Annotated in this window: 17 protein-coding genes; 11 read left to right on the top strand and 6 right to left on the bottom strand. The window is 46.0% G+C overall.

Annotated elements, in window-relative coordinates:
* Nucleotides 1–12 precede the first annotated feature (12 nt).
* Genes ICE93_RS09880 through ICE93_RS09850 form a run of 7 tightly spaced genes read left to right on the top strand, consistent with a single transcriptional unit; the run spans nt 13 to nt 5,551 of the window.
* A complete protein-coding gene (locus tag ICE93_RS09880; RefSeq protein ID WP_216187776.1) occupies nt 13–540 on the top strand; it encodes an OmpH family outer membrane protein in 528 nt (175 codons plus the stop codon).
* A gap of 5 nt (nt 541–545) precedes the next feature.
* The gene (gene lpxD, locus ICE93_RS09875) at nt 546–1,613 is read left to right on the top strand and encodes a UDP-3-O-(3-hydroxymyristoyl)glucosamine N-acyltransferase (protein WP_216187774.1); all 1,068 of its coding nucleotides are present in this window, start codon (nt 546–548) and stop codon (nt 1,611–1,613) included.
* Nucleotides 1,614–1,659: 46 nt separating this feature from the next.
* Nucleotides 1,660–2,109 carry a 3-hydroxyacyl-ACP dehydratase FabZ gene (gene fabZ / locus ICE93_RS09870; protein WP_216187772.1) on the top strand — a complete coding sequence of 150 codons (450 nt, stop codon included), beginning with the start codon at nt 1,660–1,662 and terminating at the stop codon, nt 2,107–2,109.
* Complete coding sequence (lpxA, locus tag ICE93_RS09865; protein ID WP_216187771.1) at nt 2,109–2,906, top strand: acyl-ACP--UDP-N-acetylglucosamine O-acyltransferase; 798 nt, start codon at nt 2,109–2,111, stop codon at nt 2,904–2,906. The genes fabZ and lpxA overlap by 1 nt, the downstream gene beginning before the upstream one ends.
* Nucleotides 2,866–4,122, top strand: a complete 1,257-nt coding sequence (gene lpxB, locus ICE93_RS09860) for a lipid-A-disaccharide synthase (RefSeq protein ID WP_216187768.1) — start codon at nt 2,866–2,868, stop codon at nt 4,120–4,122. The genes lpxA and lpxB overlap by 41 nt, the downstream gene beginning before the upstream one ends.
* Nucleotides 4,119–4,712, top strand: coding sequence for a ribonuclease HII (rnhB, locus tag ICE93_RS09855; RefSeq protein WP_216187765.1), 594 nt, complete (start codon nt 4,119–4,121; stop codon nt 4,710–4,712). The genes lpxB and rnhB overlap by 4 nt, the downstream gene beginning before the upstream one ends.
* 14 nt (nt 4,713–4,726) lie before the next feature.
* Nucleotides 4,727–5,551, top strand: coding sequence for an RNA methyltransferase (locus ICE93_RS09850; protein WP_216187763.1), 825 nt, complete (start codon nt 4,727–4,729; stop codon nt 5,549–5,551).
* 15 nt (nt 5,552–5,566) lie between these two features.
* Here ICE93_RS09850 and ICE93_RS09845 read toward each other — a convergent pair whose 3' ends face one another.
* On the bottom strand, nt 5,567–6,394 hold the full coding sequence (locus ICE93_RS09845; RefSeq protein ID WP_216187761.1) for a pyruvate, water dikinase regulatory protein: 828 nt from the start codon (nt 6,392–6,394) through the stop codon (nt 5,567–5,569).
* Between the two features lie 106 nt (nt 6,395–6,500).
* On the opposite strand from ICE93_RS09845, the gene ppsA reads away from it, so the two are divergent.
* Nucleotides 6,501–8,906 carry a phosphoenolpyruvate synthase gene (gene ppsA, locus ICE93_RS09840; protein ID WP_255554606.1) on the top strand — a complete coding sequence of 802 codons (2,406 nt, stop codon included), beginning with the start codon at nt 6,501–6,503 and terminating at the stop codon, nt 8,904–8,906.
* 80 nt (nt 8,907–8,986) lie between these two features.
* On the opposite strand, the gene ICE93_RS09835 is transcribed toward ppsA, so the two are convergent.
* From ICE93_RS09835 to smpB, 5 genes are all read right to left on the bottom strand, one after another.
* The gene (locus tag ICE93_RS09835; RefSeq protein ID WP_216187759.1) at nt 8,987–9,859 is read right to left on the bottom strand and encodes a peptidase; all 873 of its coding nucleotides are present in this window, start codon (nt 9,857–9,859) and stop codon (nt 8,987–8,989) included.
* Nucleotides 9,860–9,912: 53 nt separating this feature from the next.
* Nucleotides 9,913–10,710, bottom strand: a complete 798-nt coding sequence (locus ICE93_RS09830) for a transglutaminase family protein (protein ID WP_216187757.1) — start codon at nt 10,708–10,710, stop codon at nt 9,913–9,915.
* An 18-nt stretch (nt 10,711–10,728) separates the two neighbouring features.
* Nucleotides 10,729–11,706 (bottom strand): alpha-E domain-containing protein, encoded by a 978-nt coding sequence (locus ICE93_RS09825; RefSeq protein WP_216187755.1) that lies wholly within the window; start codon nt 11,704–11,706, stop codon nt 10,729–10,731.
* A 12-nt stretch (nt 11,707–11,718) separates the two neighbouring features.
* Complete coding sequence (locus ICE93_RS09820; protein WP_216187753.1) at nt 11,719–13,131, bottom strand: circularly permuted type 2 ATP-grasp protein; 1,413 nt, start codon at nt 13,129–13,131, stop codon at nt 11,719–11,721.
* 132 nt (nt 13,132–13,263) lie between these two features.
* Complete coding sequence (gene smpB, locus ICE93_RS09815; protein ID WP_068321829.1) at nt 13,264–13,716, bottom strand: SsrA-binding protein SmpB; 453 nt, start codon at nt 13,714–13,716, stop codon at nt 13,264–13,266.
* A gap of 25 nt (nt 13,717–13,741) precedes the next feature.
* Here smpB and ICE93_RS09810 point away from each other — a divergent pair, with 25 nt between their 5' ends.
* Genes ICE93_RS09810 through guaB form a run of 3 tightly spaced genes read left to right on the top strand, consistent with a single transcriptional unit; the run spans nt 13,742 to nt 16,006 of the window.
* Nucleotides 13,742–14,173 (top strand): type II toxin-antitoxin system RatA family toxin, encoded by a 432-nt coding sequence (locus tag ICE93_RS09810; protein ID WP_216187750.1) that lies wholly within the window; start codon nt 13,742–13,744, stop codon nt 14,171–14,173.
* Nucleotides 14,166–14,516 (top strand): RnfH family protein, encoded by a 351-nt coding sequence (locus tag ICE93_RS09805; RefSeq protein ID WP_216187747.1) that lies wholly within the window; start codon nt 14,166–14,168, stop codon nt 14,514–14,516. The genes ICE93_RS09810 and ICE93_RS09805 overlap by 8 nt, the downstream gene beginning before the upstream one ends.
* Nucleotides 14,517–14,542: 26 nt before the next feature.
* Nucleotides 14,543–16,006: an IMP dehydrogenase gene (gene guaB / locus ICE93_RS09800; RefSeq protein WP_216187744.1), complete on the top strand. Its 1,464-nt coding sequence runs from the start codon at nt 14,543–14,545 to the stop codon at nt 16,004–16,006.
* Nucleotides 16,007–16,009: the final 3 nt, after the last annotated feature.

The following is a 16,009-nucleotide window of genomic DNA, read 5'->3' as shown; positions in this document are numbered from 1 at the left end:
AAGGAAAGTTTTATGAAGTTCTATCAATCTTCAAAATGGATTCAAGTTGGCATTATTGCTGCTCTAACAGCAATAGCTGCTCCTCAAGTGTTCGCTCAAGACGCCAGTACGCGTGTTGCAGTTGTGAACTCTGAGAAAGTATTTAACGAGTCTAATCTCGCTAAAGCAATGCAGACTCGTTTGCAGAATGAGTTTACAAAGCGTCAGAATGATTTGCGTGACAGCGCTCAAAAGATTAAGTCTGCTGCTGAAAAGCTGGATCGTGATGCTGCTGTCATGAATGAATCAGAGCGTATTCGTCGTCAACGTGAGTTGGCTGACCAAGATCGCGAATTGCAGCGCAAGCAACGTGAGTTCACAGAAGATCTTAATCAACGCACTTTCGAAGAGCGTGCCAAGATTGCAGAAAAAGCAAATGCAGTGTTAAAGCAAATTGCTGAACAAAGAAAAATTGATGTCATTGTTCAAGAAGCGGCTTATGTGAGCCCTAAGGCTGACGTAACTGATGATGTCATCAAGGCTCTGAATAGTCTTAAGTAAGTTTTATGCCCACCGCCATCGAGCTGGCCGAACAGTTTCAAGCAAGCTTGGTGGGGGAGGCCTCCCGCGGATTTACGGGCCTCGCTCCATTGGAGCGAGCGCAGTCCGACCAAATATCCTTTTTATCGAATCCGCTCTATCGCCAGCAGGCCAGTGAAAGTGCTGCCGGAGCATTGATTGTCAGTCAATCAGACCTCGATTTTTTACAAGAAAATCCGAGCACTAACTCATCTAAGCGTGTGTATTTCGTTGCAAAAAATCCATATGCTACTTTTGCAAGAATGGCGCAACACTTTGCTAAAACGAGCGGCCCTAAACACGAGCCTGGAGTTCATCCTAGCGCGGTAATTGATTCAACCGCCATCGTTCCGCCTTCATGTCATATTGGGCCATTTGTTCAAATAGCTGCAGGTGTAAAACTTGGTGAGCGAGTTTCTATACTTGGAAACACTAGTGTTGCTAAAGATAGCGTTATTGCAAGCGATACATTGATCTACCCATCCGTATCAATTTATTACGGTACTCAAATTGGTGAGCGCTGCATTATTCATAGTGGCGCAGTAATTGGTGCCGATGGTTTTGGTTTTGCTCCTGATTTTTCTTCAAAGGGTGGGGAGTGGGTCAAGATTCCACAGACAGGACGTGTTGTCATTGGCAATGATGTCGAGATCGGTGCATCAACCACCATTGATCGTGGTGCAATGAATGATACGGTCATCGGTGCTGGCACTAAAATAGATAACCAGGTGCAGATAGCGCATAACGTCATCGTGGGCGCATGTTGTGTCATAGCGGGATGTGCCGCAATCTCTGGTAGCACCAAAATTGGTAATTTCTGCATTATTGGTGGCGCTGCTAACTTTGCAGGCCATTTGACGATTGCTGATAGAACAACTGTTTCTGGCAATACTTCGATTATTCGCTCCATTACAGAGCCTGGTCAGCATTTCACGGGCGTCTATCCATCTATGCTACACGGCGCATGGGAGAAAAACGCCGCTATCCTGCGTGGCCTAGATAAAATACGTCAGCGCTTGCGCTTACTAGATAAAAACAAATCTTCAGAGTCTTGAGATTCTATAAATCTAAAATTAATACTTATTTTTCAGCGGGTCATTTATGAGCACACCAATCGCAATCGATATTAACAAGATTCTTAAATTGTTACCGCATCGCTATCCATTCTTATTGGTCGATCGCGTCCTTGAAATCTCCCCGCGCGAAAGTATTACCGCATTAAAAAATGTCACGATGAATGAGCCATTTTTTCAAGGCCATTTTCCTGATTTTCCGGTGATGCCTGGAGTGTTAATTATTGAAGCCTTAGCTCAAACCGCAGCCTTGCTGACTTTCTCTGAGGAACGTGCTGAGGATGCGATTTACTACTTCGCAGGTATTGACGGTGCGCGCTTTAAAAAGCCTGTACTGCCTGGCGATCAACTAATCATGACCGCCACATTAGAGCGGGGCCGTGCTGGTATTTACAAGTTTGTAGTTAAGGCAACTGTAGATGGCGAGATTGCTGCAGAAGCAAATATTACTTGTGCGGTACGTACGAAAGGCGCGTAATGACTCGGATTCATGCATCTGCTGTAGTAGACAGCAAGGCTGAGCTAGCTGGTGATGTTGAGGTTGGTCCTTATTCCGTAATCGGACCCAACGTCAAGATTGGCGCCGGGACCAAAATTGGCTCGCATACTGTGATCGAGGGTTATACAACCATCGGCAAAGAAAATAATTTTGCACACTTTGCCGCTATTGGTGGTCCACCGCAAGATATGAAATACCGTGGCGAGCCAACCCAATTAATTATTGGTGATCGCAATACTATTCGTGAGTTCACGACGATTCATACCGGTACATCACAAGACGAAGGTATTACTCGCATAGGCAATGACAACTGGATCATGGCTTATGTGCATATTGCTCACGATTGTCAGGTTGGTAATCACACAATTTTCTCAAGCAATGCTCAGGTTGCTGGCCATGTGCAAGTAAATGACTGGGCCATTATGGGTGGCATGTCTGGTGTGCATCAATTTGTTCGCATTGGTCAGCATGCTATGTTGGGTGGCGCATCTGCGTTAGTGCAAGACATTCCGCCGTTTGTGATTGCTGCTGGAGATAAAGCTTCACCTCATGGGATTAATGTAGAGGGTTTAAAGCGCCGTGGATTCTCAAGCGAAACAATTTCTGCGTTGCGCCAAGCTTATAAAGTTCTATATAAGGATGGCCTGAGTTTTGAAGAGGCTAAAGTAGAAATTCAGAAGATGGTAGTTGCTTCTGCGGGCGATCCTGCAACTGCCGAGAAGCTTTCTCAGTTCCATGATTTTATTGCCGCCTCTACCCGCGGCATTATTCGATAACGGAATCACTTTGCCAAAGTTAGCTTGTGTAGCTGGCGAACCTTCTGGCGATCTATTAGCAGCGCCAGTTCTTAGTGCGCTAAATCAAATACCGGATATGTCCGGTCTTGAGGTTTACGGTATTGGTGGTCCTCGCATGCAAGCCGAAGGTATGCGATCTGATTGGCCCATGGAAACTTTGAGCGTGCGTGGCTATGTTGAGGCTATCAAACAACTTCCAGCAATTCTGAAGCTTCGCAAAGAGCTCATACAAAATCTTCTAAATGAAGGGCGCCCCGATGTTTATTTGGGAATAGATGCCCCAGACTTTAACTTAGGTATTGAATTGCAGTTGCGTAAGACGGGTATCCCAACTTTGCATTTGGTTTCTCCATCAATTTGGGCATGGCGAGCAGGACGCATTAAAAAGATCTCACAAGCTGTTGAGCGTATGTTGTGCATCTTTCCATTCGAGACTGAAATCTATGACAAAGTAGGTGTGGCTTCGACGTATGTAGGGCATCCATTGGCTAGCGAGATTCCATCTGAGCCGAATATTCAGCAGGCAAGAGAAAAAATCTGCCGCTACCTGAAAATTCAAAATTCTTCTCTTGAAGGTTTAATTATAGCAGTACTTCCAGGAAGTCGTGGTTCCGAGATCGAACTGATCGCACCTGTCTTTTTTGAAACTATGCAGTTATTGTCCGAAAGATTGAAAGTTCAAAAACTTCATTTTTTAATTCCTGTTGCGACACCGCGTTTGCGCGAGCCTCTTGAACAGCTTTTACTCAAGACTAAAAACACTACTCCTGATATTCAGATTCATTTGCTTGATGGCATGGCTGATGAAGTATTAGAAGCCTCTGACGTAGTGTTGATTGCCAGTGGTACAGCCACATTACAAGCGGCCTTATGGAAAAAGCCGATGGTGATTTCATATAAGGTGCCTTGGCTAACTGCACAGATCATGAAACGTCAAGGTTATTTGCCTTATGTAGGCTTACCAAATATTCTTTGTGGAGAGTTTGTTGTCCCCGAACTCTTGCAAGATGATGCCACTCCAGAGAAGTTGGCTAATGCCCTGCAGAAGTGGCTGGAGCATCCGGTAAAAGCGGCTGAACTAAAAGAGCGCTTTGCACAGATGCATGAGACCTTGCGTCGACCTACAGGCCTATTAGTCGCGCAAGCAGTCGCGCAAACGATTGCCAATAATCGCAATAAGCAAGTAAGCGCATGAGTCTTATTTGGGTCTGCGGTGTCGATGAGGCGGGACGCGGTCCATTAGTAGGTGCTGTAGTGGCCGGCGCTGTAGTCCTCGATCCCAATACTCCGATTGAAGGATTAAAAGACTCCAAGAAATTAACTGCTGCTCGTCGCGAATATCTCTATGAGCAAATTATGGAAAAGGCAAAAGCCTGGGGTGTTGGTGAAGCTAGTCCGCTAGAGATTGATCAGATCAATATTCTGCAAGCTACTATGTTGGCGATGCGCAGGGCGATTGAAGACCTTGCCACCCGCTTAGGTGCATGGCCTGATAAAGCATTGATCGATGGGAATCGTTGTCCTGAGCTACCGATTGCTGCGGAAGCAATTGTGAAGGGTGATGCTAAAGAACCGGCCATATCCGCAGCATCGATTGTGGCAAAAGTGACGCGTGATCGTCAGATGATGTCTCTACATGAGCGTCATCCAGAATATGGCTTTGCACAGCATATGGGATATCCAACAGAAGCTCATTTTGCAGCCCTTAAGCAATATGGTGCATGTGATCAACATAGAAGAAGCTTTTCGCCGGTGCGTAATGTGCTTGAATCGATTAAAAACTAAGTTATAAATTGCTTATGAATTTTGATCTCATTACCTCCAAAGAGAATCCTTTATTTAAGGAGGTTCGCAACCTGCAAGCCACAGGCTCCAAGGGGCAAAAGGCTAGGCTAGCTAGCGGCCAGGCTTTATTGGAAGGTATTCATCTTGTTCAAACTTGGGTGGGTGACCCTTCTTTAAGAATCCTTCTGACTTCAGATGTGGGCTTAAAAAATATTGAGATCTCACAAGCCATCTACGAACATCTCGAGATTTGTCCTGAGACAAAAGTATTTCAGTTAGATAGCGCACTTTGGGATTTACTCTCTGATTTGGTGAATGCACCGCATATTGCTGGATTGTTAGATCTACCTAAATCCACTCTTGCAACACCGCAATCGATTGCAACGCTTAATGGCGATGTAGTGATATTGGATCGAGTGCAGGACGCCGGAAACGTAGGGTCGATTTTACGTACTGCAGCTGCAGCCGGATTTTCGCAAGTGATTGCATTATCTGGATGCGCTCATCTCTGGTCCAGCAAGGTATTACGTGCCGGCATGGGGGCTCACAAATTGCTAGATTTATATGAGGGTTGGTCAAACCAGCAAGTCTTAAGTGCTGTAACCGCATCATTCCTTGCGGCCACAGCAGATGCAGAGCATGACCTCTTTTCTCTAAAGAAAGATCTACTGCATCCAGTTGCCTGGGTGATGGGTAGTGAAGGCCAAGGAGTATCTGAAGATATTCTTGCTCAGGCTAAAGGGGTATCCATCCCTATTGACCCTAGAGTGGAGTCTCTGAATGTTTCAACAGCGGCGGCTGTGTGTTTATTTGAGACGATGCGTGTAAGGCGAAGTTAGCCTTACCTTAAATCATCAACCCAAGATTGTTTTATCAGACTTGATCGCTTGTAGAACGGTGGTCGCAATCTCTTCGATGGATTTGCTGGTTGTGAGAACCCATGGAATAGATTGCTTTTTCATCATTGCCGTTGCTTCATTGATTTCATAGCGACAGTTTTCAAGCTTGGCGTAATTACTTCCAGGTCTACGTTCATTGCGAATCTCGGATAAGCGCTCTGCATCAATCATGAGGCCAAAGATTTTCTGGCGGTAAGGTGCCAAGTCCTTAGGCAGTTGTCCCCGTTCAAAGTCTTCCGGAATAAGTGGGTAGTTTGCCGCCTTGAGGCCGTATTGCATTGCAAGGTACAAACTTGTGGGAGTTTTACCAACGCGAGAGATGCCAATCAGGATGACGTCAGCCTCAGCCAAATTTTGATTGGATTGCCCATCGTCATGGGCCAAGGAGTAGTTAATCGCCTCTATACGATTCTTGTAGGCTTCGGTATCCGCATTGTGGTGGAGACGGTTCATGGCATGGGTAGATTTCATGCCAAGAGCTTCCTCAAGAGGGGCTACGAATGTCTGGAACATATCCAGGATGAGGCCATTTGCCTTACCAACTATGGCATTGAGCTCGGAATTCACCAAAGTGGTGAAAACAATGGGTTGAACCCCATATTTGCTTGCTGCTTGGTTGATGCTGCTGACAGCGTCATGCGCTTTGTCAACGCTATCCACGAATGGCACTCGAATATGCTTAAAAGTGGCCTCAAATTGAGCCAAAATCGACTGACTGAAGTTCTCGGCAGTAATGCCGGTACCGTCAGAAACAATAAAAACAATGCGGGTTTCGTTAGACATAGATTTGGCTTAAAAGTCGGGGTCAGCACTACAATAGAATCATATTAAAGCATGCCCCATATAAGGTGGCCGCTACACCAGTTTCCTTATCTTTAGAGAGTATTTTATGTCCAACCAACAGCAACAAAATAGCAGTATGGCTGATGCCTATGTTTTGCCTTTTGAGCAACTTCGCATGACAGATGTTGAATCCGTCGGCGGTAAGAATGCCTCACTAGGGGAGATGATTTCTCAGTTAGCTTCTACTGGAGTTCGTGTTCCAACGGGTTTTGCTACTACTGCTTTGGCGTTCCGTGATTTTCTAAAACATAACAATCTGACTGAGCGTATTCAACAACGTTTAGATGGTTTAAATATTGATGATGTGCGTGCATTAGCGCAAGCTGGTGCAGAGATTCGTAATTGGATCGAAACAGCGCCTTTCCAGCCTAAGCTTGAAGAAGAAATTCGTAAGGCATTTGCCGTTTTGGATGACTCTGGCAAAGGCTCATTCGCGGTACGTTCATCAGCTACTGCTGAAGACTTGCCCGATGCTTCTTTTGCAGGCCAGCAAGAAACTTTCTTGAACGTTGAGGGTATTGAGGATGTTCTCAAGAAGATTCGTGAAGTATTTGCTTCGCTTTATAACGATCGCGCCATCTCTTATCGTGTTCATAAAGGCTTTGCCCATGCTGAAGTAGCTTTATCTGCCGGTATTCAGCGCATGGTGCGTTCAGACCTAGGCGCTGCAGGAGTGATGTTCACGTTGGATACTGAGTCTGGATTTGAGGATGTGGTTTTCATTACCTCAAGCTATGGCTTAGGTGAAACAGTGGTTCAGGGCGCAGTTAATCCTGATGAGTTTTATGTATTCAAAACCACTTTAGCCAAAGACAAGAAAGCAATCATTCGTCGCTCTTTGGGTTCTAAGTTGATTCAAATGCAATTTGCACCTAAGGGCTCTACAGAAAAAGTGCAGACAGTAGATGTGGCTCCCGAAAAGCGTAATCGCTTCTCATTGGAAGATGCTGATATTACTGAGTTAGCTAAATACGCCATGATCATTGAGAAGCACTACGGTCGTCCGATGGATATCGAGTGGGGCAAAGATGGTCAAGATGGCCGCATTTATATCTTGCAAGCTCGTCCTGAGACGGTAAAGAGTCAGGCAGCTGGCCAAGTAGAGATGCGCTACAAGTTAAAAGGAAGCTCAAAGGTATTGGCAAAAGGCCGTGCGATCGGTCAAAAGATTGGTGCTGGTCCAGTTCGCATCATTCGTGACCCAAGTGAGATGGATCGTGTTCAGCCTGGAGACGTATTGGTTGCAGATATGACCGATCCAAACTGGGAGCCAGTCATGAAGCGTGCTTCTGCGATTGTGACTAACCGTGGTGGTCGTACCTGTCACGCGGCGATTATTGCCCGTGAATTAGGTGTTCCTGCAGTAGTTGGTTGTGGTGATGCTACCGAGAATTTGCAAGACAGCATGATGGTGACAGTTTCTTGTGCTGAAGGTGATGAAGGTCATATTTATGATGGCTTGATCGAAACCGAAGTGACTGAAGTGTCTCGTGGTGTATTGCCGGAGATACCAGTGAAGATCACCATGAATATTGGCAACCCTCAATTGGCATTTGATTTCTGTCAGATTCCTAATGCTGGTGTTGGCTTAGCTCGTCTTGAGTTCATTATTAATAACTACATTGGTGTTCATCCGCGCGCAGTATTGGAGTACCCAAATATTGATCCAGATCTCAAGCGTGCAGTTGAAAGTGTGGCCCGCGGTTATGCTAGCCCACGTCAGTTCTACGAAGATAAGTTGGTTGAAGGCGTTGCAACCATTGCTGCTGCTTTCTATCCAAAGCCAGTAATCGTTCGTTTATCAGACTTTAAATCTAACGAGTACAAGAAGTTGATTGGCGGATCACGCTACGAGCCGGATGAAGAGAACCCAATGTTAGGCTTCCGCGGTGCATCACGTTATGTATCAGAGGATTTCGGTGAAGCATTTGCTCTCGAGTGCGCAGCAATGAAGCGCGTTCGTGAAGATATGGGCTTGGATAACGTTGAGATCATGGTTCCATTTGTGCGCACGATCAAGCAAGCCGAGCGCGTAATCAACATGATGGAAAAGTTTGGCCTCAAGCGGGGCGTGAATGGCTTACGCCTCATCATGATGTGCGAGATCCCATCCAACGCCATCTTGGCAGATCAGTTCCTCGAATACTTTGATGGCTTCTCTATCGGTTCAAACGATATGACTCAATTAACTTTGGGTTTAGATCGTGACTCCGGTATGGAATTGCTGGCAATCGACTTTGATGAACGTGATCCAGCCGTAGAGTTCATGATTGCTCGCTCTATTGATGCTTGCCGCAAGCAAAACAAATACGTTGGTATTTGTGGTCAAGGCCCTTCAGATCACCCGGACTTTGCGCGTTGGTTGGTTGAGAAGGGTATTACTTCCATCTCATTGAATCCAGATAGCGTAGTAGCCACTTGGGAGATGTTGGGCAAGAACTTAAAAGCCTAATTGGCGAAGTCATCAAAAGCAAAAGGCCTAGATTCTTCTAGGCCTTTTTGTTTGGTGCAAATAATAAATATGAAGCGTATTTATTTTGCCTTTGCCTTGGCGCTAGTTTTCTTAGCTGGCCTCTTAGCAATTGAAGAGACTACTTCCGCCTTTAATTTAGTAGGCTGGCGATTAACGGGAACCGCACCCATCTTTTTAGCCGGCGCTGAGATAGCACTCGATTTATTAGCGCCGCTCCAACTTGGCTCTGAAATCGAGTTAAACGCCGCGCGCAGTTTTTCACCCCAAAGCTGATGAATCATCTGGAAGTAGGGGTTGGACTCATCCATCGTAACTATCTTATCGGCTTTGAGGGAATTCTTCTCGTATACGAGTAGGTCGAGCGGCAGACCCACAGAAATATTGCTGTTGAGAGTCGAATCCATTGAGATCAAGGCGCATTTGGTCGCAAGATTCAATGAGGTGTTGAAGTTCAAAACTCTATCAAGAATTGGCTTGCCGTATTTGGATTCACCAATCTGGAAGTAACAAGTCTCCGGCGTAGCTTCAATAAAGTTGCCTGCTGAGTAGATATTAAACAGGCGAGGTCTTTCACCTTTAACCTGTCCGCCAAAAATGAGATTGCAGTTAAAGTCGATGCCTGCTTTTTCCAGTGCGCTATGATCGCGTTCATATACTTGTTTAATGGCATCGCCGATGACAACGGCAGCATCATGCGTGTTTTCAGCGTTCCAAAGATTCTTTCCATTTAGGAGTTGCCCTTGCAAGAGGATTTCTTTAACGGCCTGAGTGATGGCAAGATTACCAGCACTCATCAGAGTGAAGAAGCGATCCTTTTCTTGGAACAAGGTCATTTTTCTGAAGGTGCCAATTTGATCTACGCCTGCATTTGTGCGGGTATCCGACAAAAATACAAGACCATCCTTCAGACAAAGCCCAACACAGTACGTCATTCTCTAACCCTCTTTTTTATTTCTGGTGATTATCTCTTAAAAACCAGGCGGGCTTAGCTTAGTTGTTGAATGGAGATATTGGCGCTCAGCTCCTCACCGCCGCCTCCGGTACGAACCCCTTTTACAGGGGCCGCAGAGTAGTAGTCACGACCTACTGCCAGTCTGATGTGACGTGAGTCAATCAGGCAAGCATGGGTGATATCTACACTCGTCCAAATACCTTTTCTAATGTCGCTACAAAAGTCAATCCATGCATGGCTTGCAAGGTTTGGGGATTCTTCTGCAAAGAAATAACCGCTGACATATCGAGCCGGTATTCCAGCGGCTCGACAAAGACCCAACATAATATGAGCATGATCTTGGCAGACGCCAGATTTCATGGCGAAAGATTGCGCAGCAGTGGTAGCAAAGTTCGTCTGTCCTGGTGTGTATACAATCAAACCTTGAACAGCCTCAGCGAGTTTAAGTACTTGATCAACAGAATTTTGCTTTGGAAGACTGCATGAGAAATGCTCCAACATGGCATCTGTTGGCTCAGTTAGATTGGTTTGCTGTAAAAGATAGTAAGGGGAAACTGCTTTAGCATCATCGACGAACTCAAAAGCATCCTGTGTATGAACTTCACCTTCAGCCTCAAGCATCATCGAGGTATAGGGCGTCTCTTGCACAAAGACACTGCATACGTTTCCGAAAGTATCTATGGAGTTAGATGCTTTAATCGGAGTGCTTATCTTCCATTTATCAATCTGTTGACCCACAACTGCAGGCGGAGTCAGGCGTAATTCCTGGATGGAATAACGCACAGGCGTTTCATAACGATATTCAGTGCGGTGACGGATCTTTAGGTGCATATATTCTTTAGTAAAGTCTTAAGCGACCGCTAGTGGGATAAGGTATGCATTGCTAAATTCATCAGCAATGTGATTAATGCGCTCCAAGAAAGACTCAATATATTCTTCCAAGCCTTGCTCGAAAACCTCATCGATATCGGAGTAATCCATACTTGCTTTGAGTTTGCCAAGTAAACGTTCAATTTCTTTGGATTGCTGATTTTTTACTTCTGAAATGAGGGGAATGAGTTGATTCACACAGCACACTAGAGAGCGCGGCATTTGTTTATTAAAAATCAGCAGCTCTGCAACTTGTTTTGGAGTGACTTGATCAGAATAGATCTGGCGATAGATTTCAAACGCAGATACCGAGCGGAGCAGTGCAGCCCAGTGATAGAAATCAAAGAACTCCCCATCGGTACCTTCGTCTGACGATTTATTGGCGCCAAGCACCTTGAGGGTTGCTTGATCTTCATATTTGGTTTCTAAAATACGAGCAGTATTATCGGCGCGCTCCAGCAGCGTTCCAACACTAATGAAGTAGAAGGCCTCGTTCTTCAGCATCGTGCCATATAGAACGCCTCTGAAGAGGTGGCAGCGGTGTTTTACCCACTCCAAAAGGCGGCTAGGGTCAGCTTGATGTCTCGCTTCTAGGATGCGCTGCAGTTCAAGCCAGGTAGTGTTCTGTGTTTCCCAAACTTCGGACGTAATCTTGCCGCGAATAACGCGCGCATTTTCTCGGGCGGCATAGAGACACGAGACGATGCTGGAAGGGTTGCTAGTTTCATAAATCATGAAATCCAACACATTCTCGCGATTGATCACATCATATTTATTTAGAAAAGCTTCTTCTAGTTTTGAGATCGTCAGCAATTTTTTCCAGCTTTGCTCTAAAAATTCAGAAGGTTGTGGAAGCAGGGATGTTTGATGGTTTACGTCGAGCATGCGGGCAGTATTCTCTGCACGCTCAGTATAGCGAGCCATCCAATAAAGACAATCAGCGGTACGACTAAGCATGTTTACTCTTCCTTATTTCTCTAACACCCAGGTGTCTTTAGTTCCACCACCTTGTGAGGAGTTCACCACCAAAGAGCCTTCTTTGAGTGCAACCCTAGTCAGTCCACCTGGAACCATCTTGATGGTCTTGCCCGATAGCACAAAGGGTCTTAAATCGATATGTCTTGGGGCAATCCCTGACTCTACAAAAGTAGGGCAGGTTGAAAGAGCCAGGGTAGGTTGAGCAATATATTTATCTGGATTGGCGATTAGGTGTGTTCTAAATTCTTCAATCTCTGTTTTAGTAGAGGCGGGACCCACTAACATGCCGTAACCGCCAGCACCATGAGTAAGCTTAACTACCAGCTTCTCTAAGTTTTCTAAGGTATATGCAAGATCATCGGCCTTGCGACACTGGAAGGTTGGCACATTATTTAGAATTGGTTTTTCGCCAAGATAGAACTCAATCATCTCGGGAACATACGGGTAGATTGATTTGTCATCAGCGATGCCAGTTCCGATGGCATTGGCTAATGTCACATTACCAGCGCGATGAGCGGACAGCAGCCCTGCAACACCTAAGGTGGAGTCGGAGCGAAACGCTAATGGATCTAAGAAGTCATCATCGACACGGCGGTAGATAACATCAACCCTTTCAGGGCCTTGGGTAGTTCGCATAAAGACTTGTTCGTTCTTTACAAATAAGTCCTTGCCCTCAACCAACTCAACACCCATCTGCTGTGCAAGATAGCTGTGCTCAAAGTAAGCTGAGTTATACATGCCAGGGGTAAGTACAACTACATTTGGTTTTTTAACGTCGTCAGGTTTTACAGACTTAAGGCACTCTAATAAAAGATCGGGGTAATGTTCTACAGGGGCGATGCGATATTTTTGGAAGAGGTCAGGAAAGAGTCGCATCATCATCTTGCGATCTTCAACCATATATGAAACTCCTGACGGAACTCGTAAGTTGTCTTCCAATACGTAGAACTCGCCTTCACCTGCGCGCACGATATCGATACCGGCAATTTGTGCGTAGATGTCGCGCGGTACGTTTACATTGCGCATCTCTGGTCGATATTGTGCATTGTTATAAATCTGTTCAGCAGGAACAATACCTGCTTTAATGATTTCTTCATCGTGATACACGTCATAGATGAAGCGATTGAGCGCTTTAACGCGTTGACGTAAACCTGCTTCAAGTTGTTCCCACTCTTTAGCGGTAAAAATGCGAGGCACTTGATCGAAAGGAATGGTTCTTTCTGAACCTAGGTCGTCACCATAGACGGCAAAAGTAATACCTACTCGTCTAAAAATGAGGTCAGCTTCAGCACGCTTGAGACCCATAAGGGTGTCGCTTTGCTGCTTTAACCAGTTGTGAAAGATTTGGTAGTGGGGACGCGCTTTGCCTGCGGCGTCGAGCATTTCGTCAAAAGGCAATTTCATAGTTATAAAACTAATGCCTTTGTAAAAGCTGGAATAAGTGATTTGAAGCGGCTTGGTGCCGTATTGCACCGAAGTGGTGCATAAATGCTCAGATACTAGCCATCTAACCAGTCTACCCCAGTTTTAAGGTTATTAAGCGTTTAAATCGCCTCTCGCAATACGTCCCTTTTGCACTTCCCACTCGCGTTCTTTCGTGGCCGCACGTTTGTCATGCTGTTTTTTTCCTCTAGCCAGGCCAATCTCGCACTTCACATTCCCTTTGGAGAAGTGCAGGTTGAGTGGGACGAGGGTGTAACCCTTTTGCTCTACTTTACCTATGAGCTTGCGGATTTCAATGGCGTTCAGAAGTAGTTTTCTAGTGCGGGTGTTATCAGGCACGATATGGGTAGAGGCTGATAGGAGCGGGGTGATATGGCAACCAATCAGAAATAGCTCCGCCTTGCGAATGACAACATACGCTTCTTTGATGTGCACGCGCCCCGCACGAATGGCCTTCACTTCCCAGCCTTCCAGCACGAGACCTGCCTCAAAACGTTCCTCGATAAAATAATCGAAGAAGGCTTTTTTGTTATCGACGATACTCATATTTATTTAGCTCTCAAGAACGATTATGGCAGACGTCTACAAGACCGTTTTAATTGGCCAATCAGCCGACCGCATGTATGGCTTGGTGACAGATGTTGCCAGCTATCCTGAGTTTCTGCCGTGGTGTGGAGGCGTGGAAATTTTTGAGCAGACCGAAACTGTACTTGACGCCAAAATCAATATTCATTTCAAGGGCATTACCCAGTACTTTCATACACGTAACGTGAACCATCGCCCGGAAACCATTGATATGGTCTTTGTGGATGGCCCGTTTAAGCATTTTTCGGGGCAATGGAACTTTATCCCATTGCGAGAGGATGCCTGTAAGGTGGAGTTCAAGCTCCATTGGGAGTTTAAAAGCGTCATCCTGGATAAGATTATTGGACCAGTCTTTGGTCATATAGCAGGTACGTTTGTGGATTGTTTTGTGAAGCGCGCTGAAGAGCTCTATGGCTGATTGCTTTATTAATCTCACTCTCTGCGATGCTAGGCAGGGGGAGCCAGTGCTCAAGCCATTTCAGTTGTCTCTGGATGAAGGTCAATCAGCAACAGTGGGGTTGGCTTTAGTGAAAGCTGGAATTGTGCTTGGACCAGATGACCCGGTTTTGGCCAGAAAGGGCTGCTTTGGGGTCTTTGGGAAGCGTAAAGACTGGGATAGCCCCATTTATGATGGCGATCGTCTGGAGCTGTACTCACCCTTGTTAATAGACCCCAAGACGGTTCGGCGTAAAAAGGCCAACCAGAACCAAGATGCCAAATTCCAGGCTGCCGCTGCTAAAAGAAAGGCTAGGAGGCTATAATCGGTTTTTGCGACTAGGGGTTTTGCATGCGACTCATTCAAAAAGCACTCACTTTTGACGATGTGCTCCTCGTACCGGCCTATTCATCGGTACTCCCTCGAGATGCCAGCTTGGCAAGTAAGTTAACTCGAGAAATTTCACTCAATACACCATTGGTGTCCGCAGCTATGGACACCGTTACCGAAGGTCGTTTGGCAATTGCCATGGCCAGCGAGGGTGGTATTGGCATTATTCATAAAAACTTAAAGCCTGCCGAGCAAGCGCGCGAAGTGGCGAAAGTTAAGCGCTACGAATCTGGCGTACTGCGCGATCCAATCACCATCGGCCCGGATGTCACTTTGCGCCAAGTCATTCAGCTTTCTCGCGAACATGGCTTCTCTGGATTCCCAGTACTCGTTGGCAAAGAAGTAGTTGGCATTATTACTAACCGCGATTTGCGTTTCGAAGAGGATTTGGATGCGCCAGTCAAAAGCAAAATGACTCCACGTGAGCGTTTAGTGACTGTCAAAGAAGGTTGCTCATTGGACGAAGCAAAACGTTTAATGAGTCAGCATCGCCTAGAGCGTGTATTGGTGGTCAATGACAAGTTTGAGTTACGCGGTCTCATCACTGTAAAAGACATTCTCAAAGCGACCGAGCATCCAAATGCTTGCAAGGACGGCGAAGGCAAGCTGCGCGTGGGCGCGGCGGTAGGTGTTGGCCCTGACAATGACGAACGTATTGAGTTGTTGGTGCGCGCTGGTGTTGACGTTATCGTAGTAGATACTGCACACGGTCATAGCCAAGGTGTTTTAGATCGCGTGAAGTGGGTTAAGAAAAACTACCCTCATGTACAAGTAATCGGCGGCAACATTGCTACTGGCGATGCTGCTAAAGCATTAGCCGATCATGGTGCCGATGGTGTGAAAGTAGGTATTGGCCCTGGCTCTATTTGTACAACTCGTATTGTTGCGGGCGTTGGTGTTCCACAAATCACAGCAATTGTCAATGTGGCGACTGCGCTTAAAGGAACTGGTATTCCATTGATTGCCGATGGTGGTGTGCGTTACTCTGGTGACGTTGCAAAAGCGCTAGCAGCAGGCGCTAGCTCTGTAATGATGGGTGGCATGTTTGCTGGTACTGAAGAAGCTCCTGGAGAAGTGTTCTTGTATCAAGGACGTTCTTATAAGAGTTATCGTGGAATGGGTTCTTTGGGTGCGATGGCCGATGGCTCTGCCGATCGTTACTTCCAAAGCGACATTGTTGCCAATGCCGAGAAGCTCGTGCCAGAGGGAATTGAAGGTCAAGTACCATATAAGGGCAGCGTATTAGCAATCTTGCATCAGCTTACTGGTGGTATTCGCTCCTCCATGGGTTACCTCGGCTGCAAAACCATTGATGAGCTTCATGAAAAGGCCAATTTTGTAGAAATCACTTCAGCTGGTGTGCGCGAGTCGCACGTTCATGATGTGAAGATTACTAAAGAAGCGCCAAATTACCATATTGATTAACAA

It is taken from the genome of Polynucleobacter sp. MWH-HuK1 (assembly GCF_018881815.1).
Classification (GTDB): domain Bacteria; phylum Pseudomonadota; class Gammaproteobacteria; order Burkholderiales; family Burkholderiaceae; genus Polynucleobacter.
The sequence above is the reverse complement of the archived record's forward strand: the minus strand, read 5'-3'. Positions and strand labels throughout refer to the sequence as shown.

Bases quoted from the DNA above. Each gene is read 5' to 3' on its own strand.
- ICE93_RS09820 (WP_216187753.1), bottom strand. From the start codon at position 13,131: ATGAAATTGCCTTTTGACGAAATGCTCGACGCCGCAGGCAAAGCGCGT.
- ICE93_RS09830 (WP_216187757.1), bottom strand. From the start codon at position 10,710: ATGCACCTAAAGATCCGTCACCGCACTGAATATCGTTATGAAACGCCT.
- lpxB (WP_216187768.1), top strand. From the start codon at position 2,866: ATGATTTTATTGCCGCCTCTACCCGCGGCATTATTCGATAACGGAATC.
- ICE93_RS09825 (WP_216187755.1), bottom strand. From the start codon at position 11,706: ATGCTTAGTCGTACCGCTGATTGTCTTTATTGGATGGCTCGCTATACT.
- smpB (WP_068321829.1), bottom strand. From the start codon at position 13,716: ATGAGTATCGTCGATAACAAAAAAGCCTTCTTCGATTATTTTATCGAG.
- ICE93_RS09880 (WP_216187776.1), top strand. From the start codon at position 13: ATGAAGTTCTATCAATCTTCAAAATGGATTCAAGTTGGCATTATTGCT.
- rnhB (WP_216187765.1), top strand. From the start codon at position 4,119: ATGAGTCTTATTTGGGTCTGCGGTGTCGATGAGGCGGGACGCGGTCCA.
- ICE93_RS09810 (WP_216187750.1), top strand. From the start codon at position 13,742: ATGGCAGACGTCTACAAGACCGTTTTAATTGGCCAATCAGCCGACCGC.
- lpxA (WP_216187771.1), top strand. From the start codon at position 2,109: ATGACTCGGATTCATGCATCTGCTGTAGTAGACAGCAAGGCTGAGCTA.
- ppsA (WP_255554606.1), top strand. From the start codon at position 6,501: ATGTCCAACCAACAGCAACAAAATAGCAGTATGGCTGATGCCTATGTT.
- ICE93_RS09835 (WP_216187759.1), bottom strand. From the start codon at position 9,859: ATGACGTACTGTGTTGGGCTTTGTCTGAAGGATGGTCTTGTATTTTTG.
- ICE93_RS09845 (WP_216187761.1), bottom strand. From the start codon at position 6,394: ATGTCTAACGAAACCCGCATTGTTTTTATTGTTTCTGACGGTACCGGC.
- fabZ (WP_216187772.1), top strand. From the start codon at position 1,660: ATGAGCACACCAATCGCAATCGATATTAACAAGATTCTTAAATTGTTA.
- lpxD (WP_216187774.1), top strand. From the start codon at position 546: ATGCCCACCGCCATCGAGCTGGCCGAACAGTTTCAAGCAAGCTTGGTG.
- ICE93_RS09850 (WP_216187763.1), top strand. From the start codon at position 4,727: ATGAATTTTGATCTCATTACCTCCAAAGAGAATCCTTTATTTAAGGAG.
- guaB (WP_216187744.1), top strand. From the start codon at position 14,543: ATGCGACTCATTCAAAAAGCACTCACTTTTGACGATGTGCTCCTCGTA.
- ICE93_RS09805 (WP_216187747.1), top strand. From the start codon at position 14,166: ATGGCTGATTGCTTTATTAATCTCACTCTCTGCGATGCTAGGCAGGGG.